Genomic DNA, 18,459 nt, shown 5'->3' with positions numbered 1-18,459 from the left:
AACAAAAATGAATACAAATGCAATCGTCTTATATAAAAACCGTCCGGCTCTTATAAAAGGACAGGCTGACGGAAAATTTGAAATAGAAACGGAAACGGGCATCAAAAAGGTGCGCGAAAAAGATTTTTCCGTTTTGGCTCCAAGTAACTCCTCATCGCTAAAAAACATTTTGACCGCTGCTTGTCCCGAACCTGACTTTAATGAAGCCGCCGACTTTTTTGAAGAAGGAACAGCCCTCTTCTCTGAAATAAGCGAATTGGTTTGGGAAAATTTAAATCCCGAACAAATGTGGGCAGCTTGGCTTTTAGTTTCGGCATCTCCTCTTTTTATTGCAGAAAGCCCTGACCTTCCGATTAAGATAAGAACAAAAGAAGAAGCTGAGTCCATAGCCGCTGCAGCACTAAAAAAAGAAACCGAAAAACAAGCGGAAGAGCAAGAGCGGAAAGAATTTATAAGCAGCTTATCAAAATTTATAAAAGAAAAAAAGGAAGAAAATTTCGACTTAAAAAAATATTCTCACTTTTTGCAGGAAATAGAAGCTCTTGCCTTGGAAAAAACCGACAAGTCAAAACTTTTAAATGAAGCTCACTTAAAAGAAACTCCTGAATCTGCTCATAAGATTTTAATTAGTACAGGTTATTGGAAAATAGAAAAAAACCCCTACCCCACCCGCTTTAAGCATCCTTTAAATTCGCCGAAGCTGGAATTGCCTCCTATCGAGCATAACAAAAAATACGAAGACCTGACTCATCTTACCTCCTATGCAATCGACAACGAGGGCAGCACCGATCCCGACGATGCCGTATGCTTTGACGGAGAAAACTTATGGATTCACATTGCAAACCCTGCCGACATAATTACCCCCGATTCCAAAAGCGATATGGACGCAAGGAAACGGGGTGCGACCCTTTACATTCCTGAAGGCGTATCCCGAATGTTGGGAGAATCGGCAGTCGATGCCTTTGCCCTCGGCCTGCATGATGACTCTTATGCCCTGTCGTTTAAACTTAAGCTAAATGACTCGGCTGAAATTCTCGATGTAGATATTTTGCGTACCAAAATAAAAGTAAGCTGTATAAGTTTTGAAAAGGCCGATGAAGAAAAGATGAATACAAACCTAAAACATCTTTTTGAAATAGCAGAAAAAAACAGAAAAAAACGGGAAGCGGCAGGAGCTGTTTCGATAGATATGCCCGAAGTTCAAATCAAGGTAGAAACCGAAAATGAGAACCAAAAAGTTTTTATAAGCCCGTATAATTTTACGGAATCTTTTTTGATGATAAAGGAAATGATGCTCCTTGCAGGAGAGGCCGCTGCCCGCTTTGCTTTTAAAAACAATATTCCCTTTCAGTATGTAAGTCAGGAAGCACCCGAATTACCGAAAAAACTTCCCGAAGGTCTTGCGGGCGAATACCGAAAAAGAAAAGCTATGAGGCCGAGAAATGTGGGTACAATTCCTGCAATGCATTCAGCCCTCGGAATTGCAATGTACAGTCAAATTACAAGCCCCCTCCGCCGCTATGGAGACTTGGTTGCCCATCAACAGCTTTTAAAATTTATCGACGGAAAAGAGGTGATGAAAACCGATGACCTTCTTATGAGAATAGCGGCGGGAGACATTGCAGGCAAAAATTGTTCCTATGCTGAAAGAGCCTCGCGTCAACACTGGACTCTGATCTATCTATTACAAAACCCTGACTGGCAAGGAGAAGCAGTAATCTTAGAAACAATAAAAAATACTGCTCGCATTTCCATTCCGTCTATCGGCTATGAAACCGAAATGAGATTAAAAAAAGAATTATCGATTAACGAACGCATAAATGTAAAAGCCGAGGATATAGATATTCCGAATCTGACTGTAAGATTTGTGCAGGTGTAAAGGGAAAGAACTTATGCAAAATGTTTTTTATTCTTTAAGGGAATTGGATAAAAGAGCCGAAGAAGATTTTAATTTAAAAAACGGAATCTTAATGGAAAACGCAGCCCGCGGTTCAGCGGAAAAAATTAAAAATCTTTTTCCGTTAAAAAAAAGAGATGAAAAAAAAACTCTACAGATTGTCTGCGGTTCGGGCGACAACGGCGGAGACGGGCTCGCCCTTGCAAGAATCTTAGCCGATGATTTTAATATTCATGTTATAATTTTAAAGGAGCCGAAGTCTGAATTATGTAAACTACAATACGAAAGATTAAAAGCCTTAAATATAAGGACGGCTAAAAACATCTTGCCCGAATCGGATATTCTTTTTGATGCATTTTTGGGCACCGGCTTAAAAGGGCTTTTAAAAGCCGAGGATAAAAAAACAATAGAGAAGATAAATAAGGTCAAGGCCTTTAAGATAGCCTGCGATATACCGAGCGGCTTAAACCTTGATGGAGAAGCAAGCCCCAATGCAGTTCTATGTAACATGACCTTTTCGATGGGAGCCTTAAAGCAGGCCTTTTATTCGGATGAGGCAAAAGATATTACGGGAAAAATCGAGGTCATAGACCTAGGCCTCCCCCGCTCCTTATACGAACAAAACGAAAAGTCCAATGTTTTTTTACTCGAAAAAGAAGATATGCTTCTCCCTTCAAGAAAAAAACAAAACACCCATAAGGGAAGTTTCGGTCATGCAGGAATAATTGTAGGAGAAAAAAACGGGGCAGCACTTTTGGCAGCTTCTGCCGCCTTGGAATTCGGTGCAGGCCTTGTAACATTGATAGGAGAAAATCGGGAAAGGCCTAAAAACCTAAAAGCCGATTTTATGTATGACGGCAAATTCGAAGCCGGCAAATTCAATGTTAAAAAATTTACAAGCATCGCAATAGGTCAAGGACTTGGAAGAAAAAATGATGGACTTTTTTCTATCCTAAAGGTGAAAGAAACACAATCAATGCCAATGGTTATAGATGCGGATATCTTTTATTATGCCGAACTAAAAAAAATCTTACCCGAATTAAGTGCTGCCGTTTTAACCCCTCACCCAAAAGAATTTTCTTCACTTTTAAATATTGCCGGTTTTGGAAGTTTAAGCATTGAAGAAATACAAAAAAAACGCTTTATCTTAGCCTTAAGTTTTTCAAAAAAATTCCCTAAGCTTGTGCTTGTGCTAAAGGGAGCTAATACCTTAATAGCCCATAACGGAAAAATATGTATCAATACTTTAGGCTCTCCCTCTCTTTCAAAGGCGGGTTCAGGCGATGTGCTGACAGGTCTTATATGCTCCCTCTTGGCTCAGGGCTATAAGCCTCTTGATGCTGCAATTACGGGGAGCCTCGCCCACAGCCTTGCTTCTCAAAACTCAAGGGCAAGCTATAGCTTAACGGCAAGTAAGCTCATTAAAAATTTGGAAAAATTAGAAGCGGAGCAATTTAAAGAATCAAAGGCACGACAGGTAAAATAATATGAAGCAGTTTAAACTTATTTCGGATTATAAACCTTCAGGTGATCAGGGAGAAGCTATCAAGGCTCTTTCAGACGGAATAATTGCAGGCGACAAATTTCAAACGCTCAAAGGTGTTACGGGATCGGGAAAAACTTTTACAATGGCAAATATTATTCAAGCCGTACAAAAGCCGACCCTAATCATAAGCCACAACAAAACCCTTGCCGCTCAGCTTTACAGGGAATTTAAAACCTTTTTCCCTGAAAATGCCGTCGAATACTTTGTTTCATATTACGACTACTATCAGCCTGAAGCCTATGTTCCCGCACGCGACCTTTATATCGAAAAGGACGCTTCAATAAATGACGAGATCGACCGCCTCCGCCTATCGGCAACCTTCAGCCTTATGGAACGCCGAGACGTAATCGTCGTTTCCACCGTTTCCTGTATTTACGGTTTGGGGCTTCCCGAATCGTGGCGGGACTTACGCATAACCATAGAAAAAGGCGAAAACATCGAAATCGAAAAATTAAAAAAACAGTTGATAAGTTTGCAATATGAAAGAAACGATGCAGTCCTTGAAAGAGGCCGCTTCCGCGTCAAAGGTGATGTTATGGAAATTTTTCCGGCCTACATGGAAGATGCCTACCGCCTTGAATTCGATTGGGAAGAAATTGTGCGCATCAGAAAATTCAATCCGATTTCGGGTGAGGTAATACAGGAATACGAAGAGCTTTCAATTTATCCTGCAAAACACTTTGTGATGCCGGAAGATGCAATTCCCAATGCTCTTGAAAGAATAAAAAAAGAATTGGAAGAAAGGCTGAATGTTTTAAATAAGGAAGGAAAGCTCCTTGAAGCAGAAAGGCTAAAAACCCGCACCGAATACGATATCGAAATGCTTTCCGAAATGGGTTATTGCCCCGGCATCGAAAATTACTCGGCTCCAATCGCAAACCGGAAACCCGGAGAGCCTCCCGCTACCCTCTTTCATTATTTTCCCGATGACTTTTTATTGTTCATGGATGAAAGCCATGTAACATTTCCTCAAGTGGGAGCCATGTATGAAGGAGACCGCAGCCGCAAACAAAATCTTGTAGACTTCGGTTTCCGTCTTCCTTGTGCCTTAGATAACCGCCCTTTAAAAATCGACGAGTTTGAAAAGATGCTTAATCAGGCCGTTTTTGTTTCCGCAACCCCCGGCCCTAAAGAAATAAAATACTCTACCCGCATTGTCGAACAAGTAATACGCCCTACAGGCCTTTTGGATCCGATAATCGAGATTCATAAAAGCGAAGGCCAGATGGAGCATATCTACGGAGAGGTAAAAAAACGCATTGCCCTAAACGAACGCAGCCTAATTTTAACTCTTACAAAAAAGATGGCGGAAGACTTAACCGATTATCTTACAGGGCTCGGTCTCAAAGTAAAATATATCCACAGCGAAGTTGAAACGATTGAGCGTGTCGAAATTCTAAAGGGCTTGCGTGCAGGAGAATTTGATGTGCTTATAGGAATCAACCTTTTAAGAGAAGGCATCGACTTACCCGAGGTTTCTTTTATCGGAATTCTCGATGCAGATAAGATAGGCTTTTTGCGTTCTACTACAAGTCTTATTCAGATTGTAGGACGGGCAGCCAGAAACGAAAACGGTAAGGTAGTTATGTATGCCGACAGGATAAGCGATGCTATGAAAGAAACCATAGAAGAAACAAACCGCCGCCGTGCTATTCAGGAAGCCTACAACAAGGAACACGGTATAACACCCAAGACAATCAAAAAAGCAATTGAAGATATTTTAACACGGGAAAATGAAATAAAAAAAGAAGCGGCCCTTGCAGAAGCCGGCCCCCTTATCAACAGCCTAAACATTTTAAACCCTGCCGACAGAAAAAAACTTATCAAAAAACTTGAGGCCCAGATGGCCGAATATGCCGACATGCTCATGTTTGAAGAAGCAGCAGTCATAAGAGACAAGATAGAAGAAGTAAAGCGGATAGGAAGTTAAGGAAAAATATGGAATTGGATATAAAAAAATTTTGGAAAGCAATTGCGGAACAAGATGCTGAAAAAATACGTTCTTATTTTAATAAAACTGCAACTATCAGATGGCATAATACAAATGAGCAATTTACTTTAGAAGAATTTATCAAAGCTAATTGTGAATATCCCGGCAAATGGGAAGCGGAAGTTGAGAGAATCCAAAAAATAGAGAATCTAATCATTACTGCCGTAAAAGTATTCAACAACGATACATCGGTTCACGCAACATCTTTTATAAAAATTGAAGACGATAAGATTATTGCAATGGATGAATATTGGGGAGATGACGGCAAGCCTCCGCAATGGAGACTTGATATGAAAATAGGAACTGCAATTAGATAAGTTATCATTTTAAAAATTAAACAGTTATCTCGATTTGGTTGCCTTCGGGACCGATGATACAGCTTTCATAATATCCGTCTCCGGTTGTTCTTGGACCCGATAAAACTTTGTATCCGTCATTTTGTAAAATTTGTGTTAATTCATCTACCCTTTTTTTTGAACCCACACTAAATGCAACATGACTTAAGCCTGTCCTTCGAATCTCCTTATTCGGATCCTGCATATCAGGATGATTCATAAGTTCAAGCCTTGCTCCATCATCGAAAGTCAAAAAATAAGAACGAAAATTCGTCGTTTTATTGTGATAACCGTCACTGGAATTTGCTTTAAAATATTTAATAAAAAAATTCTTTGCATTTTCAATATCATTTACATACATTGCTATATGCTCTATTCGCATTATTTACCTCTCTTATTTTGTTGGTTCCATTTGAAACTTATATCTTAATTTTATATCGAATTATTTTACTTACTCTTGCATAAAATGAAAGAATAGATAAAAATCCTATCGTTATATATACGCAAAATAAAATAACATTAAACAGATATTTGTTCAATAATGCATGTAATATTAATATTATAATCGGAATTGAATATAATATAACGGCAACAAAACGGCCTATTTTATCGAAAAATAATAATTTATTCTTTTTTAGTTTTTTGTCAAATAAATATGATGTTATACAAAATTCTGTAAATTTAATTAAAATTATTATGATCATACCTACAGGTAACAAACCTTGTTTATACATAACGCAAGCTGTAGTAAAAATAAAGAAAAAGTCGGTTGTAACATCTAATACAGCACCTACTCTACTTTGGACATTATAATAACGGGCAAGTTTTCCATCAAAAAAATCCGTTAAAGCTATTACCAAAAATAATATGCCGTAAAGAAAGAGTCTGCGTTCTTCATATAACAACATGACATTAAACATAATAGAAAGAGGTATTCTTAATAAAGTCAAGGTATTGATAAAAATTTTTTTTTGTATATCAAAAGTTTTATTATATATCATAGAACATCCCATTAAATACAAATATTATCTAGCGGAATTTTCATATACCAAACCTTTTACAAAATATACTGTAAGAAGTTTAATTACTTCACTGCAGCCTTCAAAATCAGAATCTGTTACATGGCAATCAATATAATATAAAAACTCATATACCCTCTTTAACCGAACGGCTAATTGAGGCTTAATTTTTAATTCTTTCATTTTTTTATCAATCACAGTCATCAAAAAATTGTGAAATTGATTATCCTTTTTTCCTTGTTCTGAAAAATAGTATTTACGTAGAATCTTTGATATTTTGGGATTACTCCATTCCGCCATTATCTTATTCCCAAATAAATGTTTTGAAGTTACGAAAAACAATGATTCAATAATCGATTCGATCGGCAGCTGCCAATCAACATGTTCCATAACTAATTGCCTCACTCTCGTATTTTCAAGTTTGTAAACCTCTAAAAATATATCTTCTTTGGAAGAATAATATTTGTAGAAAGAACCTGTTGCAACATTTATTGATTTTGTAATATCCGAAATATTTGTTTCCTTATATCCCTTTTTTGTAAAAATGGCATGTGCACTAGCCAAAAGTTCTTCTTTTTTATCCATTTCAACCTCTTTATGAATGAATATTTATAATTATTCATTCATAATTTACCATATAATTTTATTTATGTCAAGCCGAAAGATTAAATTTATAAAACTATGTTGATTTTTATGGATCCTATCCACATAAAGAGGTGTTTCGAGAACCGATAATATTTAAGGGAGCCCATAAAAACTGATGCTTTTATAAACTCCCTTAAATCACCTTATAAGAAATTTTTAAACCAAACTGCACATTCCTTGAGCCGCTTGCAGTTAAAAATCTCTACCTCATCCCTTCCAAATAACCTTTTAGTTTTTCGATACGCCTTAAAAACTCGGCGTGTTTTTCTTTTTCGCCTTCGATGACTTCGGGAGGAGCGTTTTTAACGAAGTTTTCGTTTTTGAGCTTAGAATCTATCTTTGAAGCATTTTGTTCATTTTTTTCAAGCTCTTTTTCAAAACGCTTTTTTAATTGATCGATATCTATTGAATCTCCCGTTATCAAAAAAGCCTCAAAACCCGCTCCTACTACACCGATTGAAGAGGCAGGTTTTTCTTTAAGAGAATCGATAAAGTCTAAACCGGAAAGGCCTGAAAGCATTTCTATTATTTCGGAATTTTCACGGGCAGCTTCCGCAGGAGAGTTTTTCTCGATATAAAGAGAAACCTTAAGCTTTAACTGAGGGTCTATGCCGCATTCGGCCCGTAAGGCTCTAATGTTGCGGACAATTTCCTGCAAGGTCCTAAAACGGATAGAAGCAGCCTCATCTATGCGTTCTTTTTTTTCTTCGGGGTAATCGGAAGTCATTAAAATCTTGGCACGGGGCAAGGCGCCTTCAGCACAATTACCGGGCAGCTTTGAATAAATCTCTTCGGTAACAAAGGCTAAAAACGGATGAAGCAGGCGTAAGGATTCTTCCAAAACGGCAAGGAGCACCGAAGCCGCCCTATCCTTCTCTTTTTCGTCTCCGTACTTAAAAGAAAGTTTAGTACCTTCAACATACCAATCACAAAAATTATTCCAAAAGAATTCGTAAACCTTTTGAGCGGCCTCATTATAACGGTAAGAATCGAGGCTTGAGCGAACCGTTTGAGCCGCCTCGTTTAGTTCATGATAAATCCAGCGGTCAAGTTCTTTTAAGCTGTTTAGACTGCCGTCCCGTCCGACAGGCACAATGGTTCTGCCTGCAAGATTTCCTAAAATATATCGGGAAGCGTTCCAAACCTTGTTTGCAAATTTTGAGCCGAGCTTAAAACTTTCCATGTCGATTAAGAAGTCTTGACTTTGAGAACCGCACATAAAGGTAAGGGTGAACTTCATAGCGTCAGCCCCAAACTCTTCGATGGCTACAAGGGGGTCAATACCGTTTCCCAAGCTCTTACTCATCTTGCGGCCTTGTTTATCCCGAACCAAACCGTGAATAAAAATATCTTTAAAAGGAGCCTTGCCCGTAAACTGCAAGGAGGCCATTATCATTCTTGCTACCCAAAAGAAAATTATATCGTGTCCTGTAACAAGGGCCGATGTCGGAAAAAAGCGTGCGAGGTCTTCGGTCTTTTCGGGCCAGCCGAGGGTTGAAAAAGGCCAAAGCCAGCTTGAAAACCAAGTGTCTAAAACATCCTCATCCTGCTTTATGTTTTTTGATTTACAGTGAGGACATTCCGTAATATCCGTACGGCTTACGATAGTTTTTCCGCAATCGGCGCAATACCAAACAGGAATACGATGCCCCCACCAAAGCTGACGGGAAATACACCAGTCGCGAATATTATTCATCCAGTGAGCATAGGTGTTTTCCCATTTTTGAGGATAAAAAACAACATCGCCTTTTTTCCATGCATCTAAGGCTTTTTGAGCCAAGGGCTGCATTTTTACAAACCATTGTTTTGAAACATAGGGCTCTATACTTGTATGACATCGGTAACAGCAGCCTACTGCGTGTTTTATTTTTTCTTCATTTTTAAAAAGGCCCAGTTCTTCCAAATCTTCGATAACGGCCTTGCGTGCTTTTTCCGTTGAAAGGCCTCGGTATTTTTCGGGAACGGCATCGTTTAATGTTCCGTCGGGGTTTAAGATATTTAGAACGGGAAGATTATGCCTTTTACCTACCTCCCAGTCATTGGGGTCATGGGCAGGAGTTATCTTTACAACCCCCGTTCCGAATTCTTTATCGACATAGGAATCGGCAATTACAGGAATTTTCCTATTTGCGAGAGGGAGAATTACTTCCTTTCCTATGATGGAAGCATAGCGGGGGTCTTCGGGATGAACGGCTATGGCGGTATCGCCCAAAAGGGTTTCAGGGCGGGTGGTTGCAATTTCTATTTCTTGTATTTTCTCGCCGGCTTCATTTTGTAAAACTGCCCCGTCTGCCAATTTATAATAAATATGGTACATGCCGCCCTTTCGGTCTTCATGTTCGACCTCATCATCGGAAATTGCGGTACCGCATGAAGGGCACCAGTTTACAAGGTAATTTCCCTGATAGATTAGCCCCTGTTCATATAAAGAAACAAAGACCTCTCTTACAGCCTGAGAAAGCCCTTCATCTAAGGTAAAGCGTTCCCTATCCCAATCAACCGAAACTCCCATTTTGCGGAGCTGCTTTGTTATAATCGAGTGATGTTCATTTTTAACTTCCCATACCTTTTCGATAAAAGCTTCCCGTCCGAGGTCGCGGCGGTTTTTGCCTTCGGCCTTCAGTTTTTTTTCTACAACGGATTGCGTGGCAATACCTGCATGATCGGTTCCGGGAATCCAAAGGGTTTCGTCCCCTTTCATACGGTGGTAACGGACAATTACATCCTGCAAGGTTTCATCAAGGGCATGGCCTACATGGAGAACGCCCGTAACATTGGGCGGAGGAATGACGACAGTAAATGTATTTTTTGTGTTTTTCTTTTTTATCGGGCTAAAGCACTTATTGGCTTCCCAAAAGGAATAAATACGCTCTTCAAATTCTTTAGGATTATAAGATTTTTCCAATTCAATCGCCTGCAATTTTTCGCTCATTGTTTTCTCCAATCGTTTTAAAATACGAGGAAAGATTATAATATGAAAAGGTTAAGTTTTCAAGTGGGACAGATTAGGTATTAGGGGAAGGGAGTACAAACCATAATCCCGACGATTGACTTTATTTTACGATTATTACATAATAACAATATGAATTTTAATGATTTTTTATCGCTTATGAAAAAAAGACAAAGCTGCAGGAGCTTTGATTATTCTAAACCTGTTTCAAAAGAGGACTTGATTTCTATTTTGGAGGCAGGGAGGCTTTCGCCGTCGGCCTGTAATTCTCAGCCCTACGAGGTCTTTGTAGCTCAAGGCGAAAAGGCCAAGATAATTGCAGATGCTAAGATGGGTTCTTTTAACAAGTTCATCGATGACTGTAATACTTTTTTGGTAATAGCCGAAGACAATTACAGCCTGCCTGCAAAGATAGGTTCACTGATAAAGAAGGTTGACTTTAAGGCCATAGATATAGGTATCTTAACGGCCAACCTTGTAAATGCAGCCTCAGCCCTAAATTTGGAAACCTGCATCCTCGGTGTCTTTGACGAAAAACGAATCCAAAAGCTCATAGAGCGAAAAAAGAGAATCCGCCTTGTCATAGCCCTAGGCTATCCTAAAGAAGGATATCCTTTAAGGGAAAAGACAAGAAAGGACTTTGACGATAATATGCACTTTTTAGCCTAAAACTAAAACTTTTTAAGGTGCAGGTGGCAAGGTAGTAAGATTACCGTAAGAATTTACATACCATGGTGTGCCTCCATTAGACTTTACTTTAAACTTTTTATAGTTTTCAAAATTGGATATATCGTCGGCAAGAACTTTTATATTGTTACTGCCTGACGGATAGCTTTGAGGATTTATCATGGCCGCAGTTCCTCCATCAGGAGTAAGCTTACTTAAAATATTTATCATCTTATTTGTAGGAAGATATACATCATTGTTTTCGTCTATTTTTGCACTACCCGACATTGTAAATGAGCCGCCTGCGACATAAACACCCTTACCCTTACTATTAATATCTTTGTTGTTTTCTTTGATAAGGCCGCCAATCATTGTAAAGATTCCGCCATTTATGTATACACCTCCGCCTTCACCACTAACCTTCTTTGTGCTATTGTTTTTTATTTCGCCGCCGATCATTGTAAAGGTTCCTCCGGCTATAAGAACACCTCCTCCACGTACGGCGTATGATGCCTTATTTTCCGTTATAACACAATTAGCCATCTCGACTTTACCTTCCGTATAAATTGCACCGCCTCCGTGGCTGCCGCTATCTGCACCCTTAAGGGTAAGCCCTTTAAGGCTAAAATCTGTTCCAGTATATACCTTAAATATTTGGTGATAATTTATATTACCACCTGTTCCATAGTTTGCATTTAAGATGTCAGAACCTGAACCCGTAAGGCCCATGATTGTAAGCTTCCTGTCTACACCGGCCGGAAAATAAGGAGGTTTTATTATCTCAATCGCTCCATAATTATCATATAAACCGCTAGCTTTAATTTCTCCATCTATATAAATAACGGCATCTTGAGGAGCATTAGCTACGGCATCTTTAAGTGTCTTCCATGAATCGGATGATGACTTCACTAATTGGGCAAGGTTACCTCTTTTATCTACCTTCCAATGTGTAGAACTTTTGTCGGATACCTTGAATTTATCATTACAGGCTGCGGCAGCAGAACTTTCAAGCACCTTAATAACCGTATTTCTATCAGGATATTTTTCAGGCGTAATTTTAGCACCAAAGTCCCCTAAAGCAGAAGTTTCAACTTGTATTTTTTTGTTCTCTTTTAGATAGACATCATTGTTCTCATCTATTTTTGCACCAGCCTTCATCTCAAAAGTTCCATCGGCAACATATATACCCTTCCCCTCACCGGAACTTCCTACAGTGTTACCATTTATTAAGGTATGTTCTATTTTTACGGTACCGCCGGCAATATAAATACCGCCCCCTTTATTTTTACCGGGCTGACTACTATTTGCCTTACAGCCTGAAATAATAACCTTATCGGATACGGTTCCTTGAATAGTAAGATTACCTCCGTCATTATAAATACCGCCCCCGTTTTGAGCTTCATTGTCTTGTATCTTTACACCTTCCTTTATTGTACAATTAGCCCCTGCAAAAATAAATATGCCTCCGCCTAAATCGCCTGCCAAATTAAAGCCATCGGTACCTATACAGGTTCCCTTGTTTATAAGACAACCGTCACTTTGCGTAGAGGCGACATATATACCTGCTCCGTTTTTAGCCGTATTAGAATATATTTTTGTAGTCTGATCTGTTTCAGTACCTATTGTACATTTTCCATTTGCAGCTACAAATACAGCACCGCCTATATTTGCATTGTTTGAAATAAATTTGCAGTTATCGATTGTGGTCTGTCCGGATTCAACATAAACAGCACCTCCTGCTCCGGCAACAGAATTTGAACCGGCTTCATTATCTTCAAACTTACAGTTTTTAGCGGTAAAACTTCCTTTAGAATATACGGCAGCTCCGTTCAACTGGGTAGAACTATCTTTTCCGCCGCCTTTAAGGGTAAGACCGTCAAGGGTGAGGTTTCCTGAAGGTTCTATCTTAAATATCCTGTGATGAGGTTTACCTCCCGTATTTTTATTTGCATTGAGTATGTCGGATACTGAGTCCGTCTTACCTTTTATTGTAAGGGTTCTGGTTACCGTAATTTCTCCATAATTATTTAAAGTACTTTCAGCCTTAATTTCGCCGTCAATGATGATAAGATTAGGCCCATCTGTTGCTTCTACGGCATCTTTTAGTTTTTTCCAACCGTCTGTAGATGTAATTGTTATAGTACCGCCTTCAATCAGCTTAACATACCTTATCTGCCAGTCACTCGGCGTAAAACCGCTACCTTCGGCCCTAAATTTAATCTCATAAAAAACATCTCCCGATCCGGGTTTATCCAGCTCTATATCTACACTAGTTCGAGGACCACTATCTATTGCAAAATAGATATATGTACTTCCATCATGCTTTTTGACTTCTCCTTTGATAATAGCACCTTTGGTAGCCGTTTCAGCCTTTAATTTTATTTTATCCCCGCTAATATCTTTATAAGCAATTGTGTAAGGAGAAGCCGGATCATTTGAAAGAATCTCATGGGGAGATGTAACCGTCATATCGTAAAGCTTTGCATTATCAGGCGTGTTGGCAGGTGTTGATACAGTCTTTTTATTAGAAGAGGAAAGCTTTTTTTCATCGCCGATATATAAAGTATAATCTGTTTTTATACCGCCTACTACAGCATTAGTTTTAAAATAAAGATTAGCATCAGGTGTTGGACTACCACCCAAAGGCAAAACATCAGTTTTAGCAATAAAATTCGAATCGGTTGTAGTAAAGCCGGTTCCTGAAGAGTTTAGTTCTATAGGGTATTCGGTTCCATTTATAATTATACTTTTAATATCTTTATGAAGAAAATCGCCGCCCATCTTTTCTTTTAATTTATCGGAATCGCAGCTTATACAGAGCACATAGTACGCAGGATCAGGTGAGACTAAGGGGACACGGGTTTTACAGATAACGGCATCGGTTATATCGGGAGGAGGAGTATTACAACGCAGTTTAAATGTACGTGTCTCGAATTTTCTACCTTCTTTACTGATAAAAGTTATCCTAGGACTTAAATTCTGCTTACCATACTCATATTTTTTTAAAAAAGCTTCATTATATTTTAGGCGAATTTCGTCAAAAGCGGTTTGTTTAAGCTCGTAGTCGGTACCATTGCACGGGAACACCGCCGTCGATACCTTTGACACCGCTTTCAAACGTAATTATATCGGTATAAGTACCGGGTCCTTCGGGCATTTTTAGACTGTGTCTTCGTGAATTAAGTAATTTTAATGTTACCGTTTGATCGGAAGCACTAGGTATACACAGGTATGACTGTCCATCTTTCGGACTATCAGGAATTATTTCTTTTATCAATACCGTAGAAACCCAATTTTCAAAATCTTTTTCAATATCGGCAATAAATTGTTTACAAGTTGTTAATGTCAATATTAAAATTATAAATATACTGCCATAAAAAAATTTGCGCAAATCGACCTCCGGCAATTATTTTCAAATATAAGATCTTTAGATAAGAAACCCCTGCCTAAATTCGGAAGGGGTTTCTTTATTAAGTATTAAAATTTAACAAAAAATCTTAACATAAAGATAACAAAAAGTATCCATGTAACAACAGGGATTTCTTTAAATTTTCCTTTAATACATTTTAAGATAACATAGGCCAAGACTCCGTATACGATACCTTCGGCAACACTGTAGGTAAAGGGCATCATAATCATTGTCAAGAATGCGGGGATACCTTCCGTAGGGTCTTTATAGTTTATTTCGCCGGCTTGGGTCATCATCAAAAAGCCGACTATTATTAAAGCAGGGGCTGTGGCTGCGGAAGGAATCAATAAGAAAATCGGAGAAAACAGCAAGGCAATAATGAACATACCGGCAGTAACCACAGAGGTTAATCCGGTTCTTCCTCCGGCAGCAACACCGGCCGTACTTTCTACATAACTTGTTACCGTTGATGTTCCGAGAGCTGCACCTACTACTGTTCCGATAGCGTCCGATAAAAAGGCCTGCTTAATTTTGGGAATATTTCCATCCTTATCTACAAGGTTTGCCTGAGTTGCAACACCTACAAGGGTTCCTACCGTATCAAAAATATCGACAAAGAGGAATGAAAAAAATACAATAAAAAACTTAAAAGAAAGAATATTCGAAAAGTCAAAATTGAGTACGGCAGGAGCCGAGGGGAGACTTATAGGAGACCAGCCTTCCCAGCCCCCGAATGGAACCGTAATCTTTAAGGGAATGCCTATGATGGTTGTAATTAAAATACCTATCAATATCGCTCCCGGTACTCTTAAAATAAAAAGAGCACAGGTTATAATTAAACCTATCATGGCTAAAACGGCAGGAGAGCCCCAAGTGAATTTTCCGAGTCCTACGAGGGTTGCAGGATTATCGACAATTATTCCGGAATTTTGAAAAGCAATAAAAGTAATAAAGATACCGATACCTGCGGCTACAGCTTTTTTAAGATTAAGAGGTATGGATTTTACAATAGCTTCACGGACGTTTACAAGTGAAAGCAAAATAAAAAGAACGCCCTCTAAAAACACGGCTGTTAATGCCGTAGACGGGGAATAACCTAAGCCGATAACAACGCTATACGTAAAAAAGGCATTTAATCCCATTCCTGAAGCAAGAGCAACAGGCAGGTTAGCCAAAAGCCCCATAGCGAGGGTTGCAATAGCGGCTGACAGAGCGGTTGCAGTAAAAACGGCACCTCTATCCATTCCGGCTTCACTTAAAATGCCGGGATTTACGGCCAAAATATAAGCCATTGCCAAAAAGGTAGTGATACCCGCAATAACTTCGGTGCGCACGGTAGTATTGTGCTCTTTAAGTCTAAAAAATCTTTCCATAACTAAGAAATTCTCCTTGGCGCATTCTAACACAATTTTTTATTTACAGCAATAGATAAATTTTAGATATTTTTAAATAAAATCAAATTTCCATTTAAAAAATTAGTATTTAATACAAAAAAAAACTATATATAAGTATGAAGACAAAAAATATTTTTATTAAATCCTTTAGGATTTGCTCAATGATGTTGCTATGCAGCATCTTTTTAAATGCGGAAATACCTGTAGAAAAAGCAAATTTTTCTCTTACACAGAGTATTGATCTTAACTTTAACTATAACCTAAAAGCGGAAGCAAAAAATCCTTTTTTTGAGCTTTATACAGAAGCAAAAATGCGGGAATACCGGCCTAAATTTGCTCTTATGCCGCAAGGTTTTAGCTTAAAATTCAGCCCCCTTCTATACAGGGAAAAGAAACAGCTTTATCCTGCCCTCTCGTTTTTTTATGGGGGAATTACAAAATCAAGCTTTTTAAACCTGATGCTTTTAAAGGAAAGTTTCGAAAAAAAGCCTTTTTATAAAGGAATCGGCTTTGCACCTAAGTATTTAATAGGTATCTCAAAATCCAAATTTGATGCAAGTTTAGGTACCGAATTTGCAATAAAAAATTTTAACTTGGTATTTTTTTCCGAACAAAAGCCGAAAGAACTATGGCCGGATCTTTCTTTTTGTACTGTTTATAAAAAAGAAAATGAAACCGCATTGTTCAATATGAGCTTTTTTTCTTCTTTAACAAATTCCGCCTACTCTCAATTTAATCTAAAAGCACCTGCCTATGATCAATTTTATTCGGGAGAATTTATATTGGCCGAAAAGGGAACGGTATCTTCCGTATTTTTACTAGCCGGCGGAATAAAAATTCCTTATGGAAAAATATCCGGAATCGGCGAATCCGATTTGAACTTTTTGGGTAAGGCCGAGTACAATTTTCAAAGCGAGTATTTCGAGGCTAATGCCGGAACTATGTTTGAAAATGATGGAACATTAAAAGCCTTTTTTCAACCTAAGATTTCAGTTGATGCTTTGGATCTGGGTTTTTCGTATAATTTTTTACGGAAGTATTTTGAAAAGAAAAAGCTGTTCAAAAATTTTCATTCGGGAGGAATGGGTTTAGGTCTTAGCTTTACAAAATGTAAATTTTCCGGAGAAATTTATTATAATGACTCTTCATGGGACCTTAAAGGACAAATAAAAATTCCTATAAACCTTTTTTTCAACACCCTCTTTTCAATAAAAGGAAACACAAAACTGGAAGAAAAATCTCAAAATCCCTTTATAGTAAAAAACTATTCTTTTTCATCGGATATTAAAATAAAATTTAATAAGAGTTTCAATCTAAATATTTCAGCTTCTTTTATGCAAAAAAATAAAACGGTAAAAATAAATAAGAGTCCATATATAGTTTGGGAAAAAGGAGTTTTTAACTTTTCTACTCAGGCAGAATTTATAAAAAAGACAAGGCTGACATCAAACTCTTTTAAGGGAGAAATAATATTGGAAACCGCCAAGCCTTTTATAAAAGGAAGCCTTGCATATAAAATAAGTTTTTAAAATGCAAAATGCCAAAGAGTCTCGCGTTCATAAACTTCACCCGGCTTAATTACGGTATTGGGGAAATGAGGCTGATGTAACGAATCCGGGAAGGCTTGACTTTCAAGGCAAAGGCCTGCAAATTTATTATAGACGTCTCCGTTCTTGCCTAATTCGTTGTTAAGAAAACCACCCGTATACATTATAAGAGCAGGTTGTGCCGAGTAAACGGTTAAGGTTCTTTTGGTAACGGGCTCTTTTACTATTGCAGCCAAGGTTTTATGGTCACTGACTTCTTTTTTTATAACCCAGCTGTTATCAAAACCCCCGCCTATTTCTTGTACGCCCTCGCTCAAAAGCTTAGGTTTTCTAAAGTCATAGCCCGTATTTTCTACATTTAAAAATTTACCCGTCGGAATAAGCTCTTGGTTGATTTCAAGGTATTGCTCGGCGAATATTTGAACCTCATGATTTAAAACCGAAACATAGGAGCCGTTAGACTGCATTCCGGCAGGATTTAAGTTAAAATAGCTGTGATTTGTAAAATTAACCGGTGTCGTTTTATCGGACACGGCCTTATATCTTATAATAATCTCATTATCCGGCGTAAGAGAATAGCTTACTTGAATTTTTAAATTTCCGGGAAAGCCCTGCTCCCCATCGGGAGAGGTACGAGAAAAAACGACACCCGCTTCTTGCCTGTTTTTAAAGGTTTTTGCCTCATACAGCATTTTATCGCAATACGGATAACCTCCATGAAGGCAGTGTTTACCGCCGTCATTAGGCGTTAAAAGATATTGCTGGTTTCCTAAAGTAAATTCCGCATTTGAAATTCTGCCTGCGTATCTGCCTATAAAAGAACCGAAATGCGGAAAATTATTTATATAGCCGATAAAGCTTGAATATCCTAAAACAACATCGTCAAAGCCTCCGTTTTTTGACGGCAAAAGGATTCCCGTAATACAGCATCCGTAATTAGTACAACAGAGCATCATCTTACCGTTGAAAATCGTAAATAATAAGGCCTTATTTCCGTTTGAAAAAGTTCCGAATTCGGTCGTTGTGATCTTCATATCTTCCTCCCAATATTTATAATTAAG

General features: G+C 38.3%; 14 protein-coding genes. 6 read left to right on the top strand and 8 right to left on the bottom strand.

Going from position 1 to position 18,459, the window contains the following annotated elements:
* Positions 1 to 7 precede the first annotated feature (7 nt).
* Genes TDE_RS06575 through TDE_RS06560 form a run of 4 tightly spaced genes read left to right on the top strand, consistent with a single transcriptional unit; the run spans position 8 to position 5,750 of the window.
* Positions 8 to 1,879, top strand: coding sequence for a ribonuclease catalytic domain-containing protein (locus TDE_RS06575; RefSeq protein ID WP_002678953.1), 1,872 nt, complete (start codon positions 8 to 10; stop codon positions 1,877 to 1,879).
* A 13-nt stretch (positions 1,880 to 1,892) separates the two neighbouring features.
* Complete coding sequence (locus tag TDE_RS06570) at positions 1,893 to 3,383, top strand: bifunctional ADP-dependent NAD(P)H-hydrate dehydratase/NAD(P)H-hydrate epimerase (RefSeq protein ID WP_002678947.1); 1,491 nt, start codon at positions 1,893 to 1,895, stop codon at positions 3,381 to 3,383.
* Between the two features lies 1 nt (position 3,384).
* On the top strand, positions 3,385 to 5,373 hold the full coding sequence (gene uvrB / locus TDE_RS06565; protein WP_002678935.1) for an excinuclease ABC subunit UvrB: 1,989 nt from the start codon (positions 3,385 to 3,387) through the stop codon (positions 5,371 to 5,373).
* A gap of 8 nt (positions 5,374 to 5,381) precedes the next feature.
* Positions 5,382 to 5,750, top strand: coding sequence for a nuclear transport factor 2 family protein (locus TDE_RS06560; RefSeq protein WP_002668728.1), 369 nt, complete (start codon positions 5,382 to 5,384; stop codon positions 5,748 to 5,750).
* A 16-nt stretch (positions 5,751 to 5,766) separates the two neighbouring features.
* Here TDE_RS06560 and TDE_RS06555 read toward each other — a convergent pair whose 3' ends face one another.
* From TDE_RS06555 to TDE_RS06540, 4 genes are all read right to left on the bottom strand, one after another.
* The gene (locus TDE_RS06555) at positions 5,767 to 6,150 is read right to left on the bottom strand and encodes a VOC family protein (protein ID WP_002671440.1); all 384 of its coding nucleotides are present in this window, start codon (positions 6,148 to 6,150) and stop codon (positions 5,767 to 5,769) included.
* Between the two features lie 37 nt (positions 6,151 to 6,187).
* Positions 6,188 to 6,769 carry a CDP-alcohol phosphatidyltransferase family protein gene (locus tag TDE_RS06550; protein ID WP_002671441.1) on the bottom strand — a complete coding sequence of 194 codons (582 nt, stop codon included), beginning with the start codon at positions 6,767 to 6,769 and terminating at the stop codon, positions 6,188 to 6,190.
* A 24-nt stretch (positions 6,770 to 6,793) separates the two neighbouring features.
* Positions 6,794 to 7,372 (bottom strand): TetR/AcrR family transcriptional regulator, encoded by a 579-nt coding sequence (locus TDE_RS06545; RefSeq protein WP_002678933.1) that lies wholly within the window; start codon positions 7,370 to 7,372, stop codon positions 6,794 to 6,796.
* Between the two features lie 262 nt (positions 7,373 to 7,634).
* Positions 7,635 to 10,364 (bottom strand): valine--tRNA ligase, encoded by a 2,730-nt coding sequence (locus TDE_RS06540; RefSeq protein ID WP_002678931.1) that lies wholly within the window; start codon positions 10,362 to 10,364, stop codon positions 7,635 to 7,637.
* 150 nt (positions 10,365 to 10,514) lie between these two features.
* Here TDE_RS06540 and TDE_RS06535 point away from each other — a divergent pair, with 150 nt between their 5' ends.
* Positions 10,515 to 11,051 carry a nitroreductase family protein gene (locus tag TDE_RS06535; RefSeq protein ID WP_002678929.1) on the top strand — a complete coding sequence of 179 codons (537 nt, stop codon included), beginning with the start codon at positions 10,515 to 10,517 and terminating at the stop codon, positions 11,049 to 11,051.
* Positions 11,052 to 11,063: 12 nt separating this feature from the next.
* Here TDE_RS06535 and TDE_RS06530 read toward each other — a convergent pair whose 3' ends face one another.
* The 3 genes from TDE_RS06530 to TDE_RS06520 form a co-directional block, all read right to left on the bottom strand.
* Positions 11,064 to 14,156, bottom strand: coding sequence for a right-handed parallel beta-helix repeat-containing protein (locus tag TDE_RS06530; protein ID WP_010692212.1), 3,093 nt, complete (start codon positions 14,154 to 14,156; stop codon positions 11,064 to 11,066).
* The gene (locus TDE_RS13275; protein WP_002678922.1) at positions 14,101 to 14,439 is read right to left on the bottom strand and encodes a hypothetical protein; all 339 of its coding nucleotides are present in this window, start codon (positions 14,437 to 14,439) and stop codon (positions 14,101 to 14,103) included. The genes TDE_RS06530 and TDE_RS13275 overlap by 56 nt, the downstream gene beginning before the upstream one ends.
* Before the next feature lie 86 nt (positions 14,440 to 14,525).
* Entirely contained in the window at positions 14,526 to 15,830 is a 1,305-nt protein-coding gene (locus TDE_RS06520) for an NCS2 family permease (RefSeq protein WP_002671452.1), read from the bottom strand.
* Positions 15,831 to 16,012: 182 nt separating this feature from the next.
* Between TDE_RS06520 and TDE_RS06515 the strand changes: the two genes are divergently transcribed.
* Positions 16,013 to 17,380 carry a hypothetical protein gene (locus TDE_RS06515; protein WP_002678921.1) on the top strand — a complete coding sequence of 456 codons (1,368 nt, stop codon included), beginning with the start codon at positions 16,013 to 16,015 and terminating at the stop codon, positions 17,378 to 17,380.
* Here the strand turns inward: TDE_RS06515 and TDE_RS06510 are convergent.
* Positions 17,377 to 18,432: an aldose epimerase family protein gene (locus TDE_RS06510; protein ID WP_002668712.1), complete on the bottom strand. Its 1,056-nt coding sequence runs from the start codon at positions 18,430 to 18,432 to the stop codon at positions 17,377 to 17,379. The genes TDE_RS06515 and TDE_RS06510 overlap by 4 nt on opposite strands.
* Positions 18,433 to 18,459: the final 27 nt, after the last annotated feature.

Origin of the sequence: Treponema denticola ATCC 35405 (genome assembly GCF_000008185.1) — a bacterium.
GTDB lineage: Bacteria > Spirochaetota > Spirochaetia > Treponematales > Treponemataceae > Treponema_B > Treponema_B denticola.
This window is presented reverse-complemented; position numbering and strand designations above follow the sequence as displayed.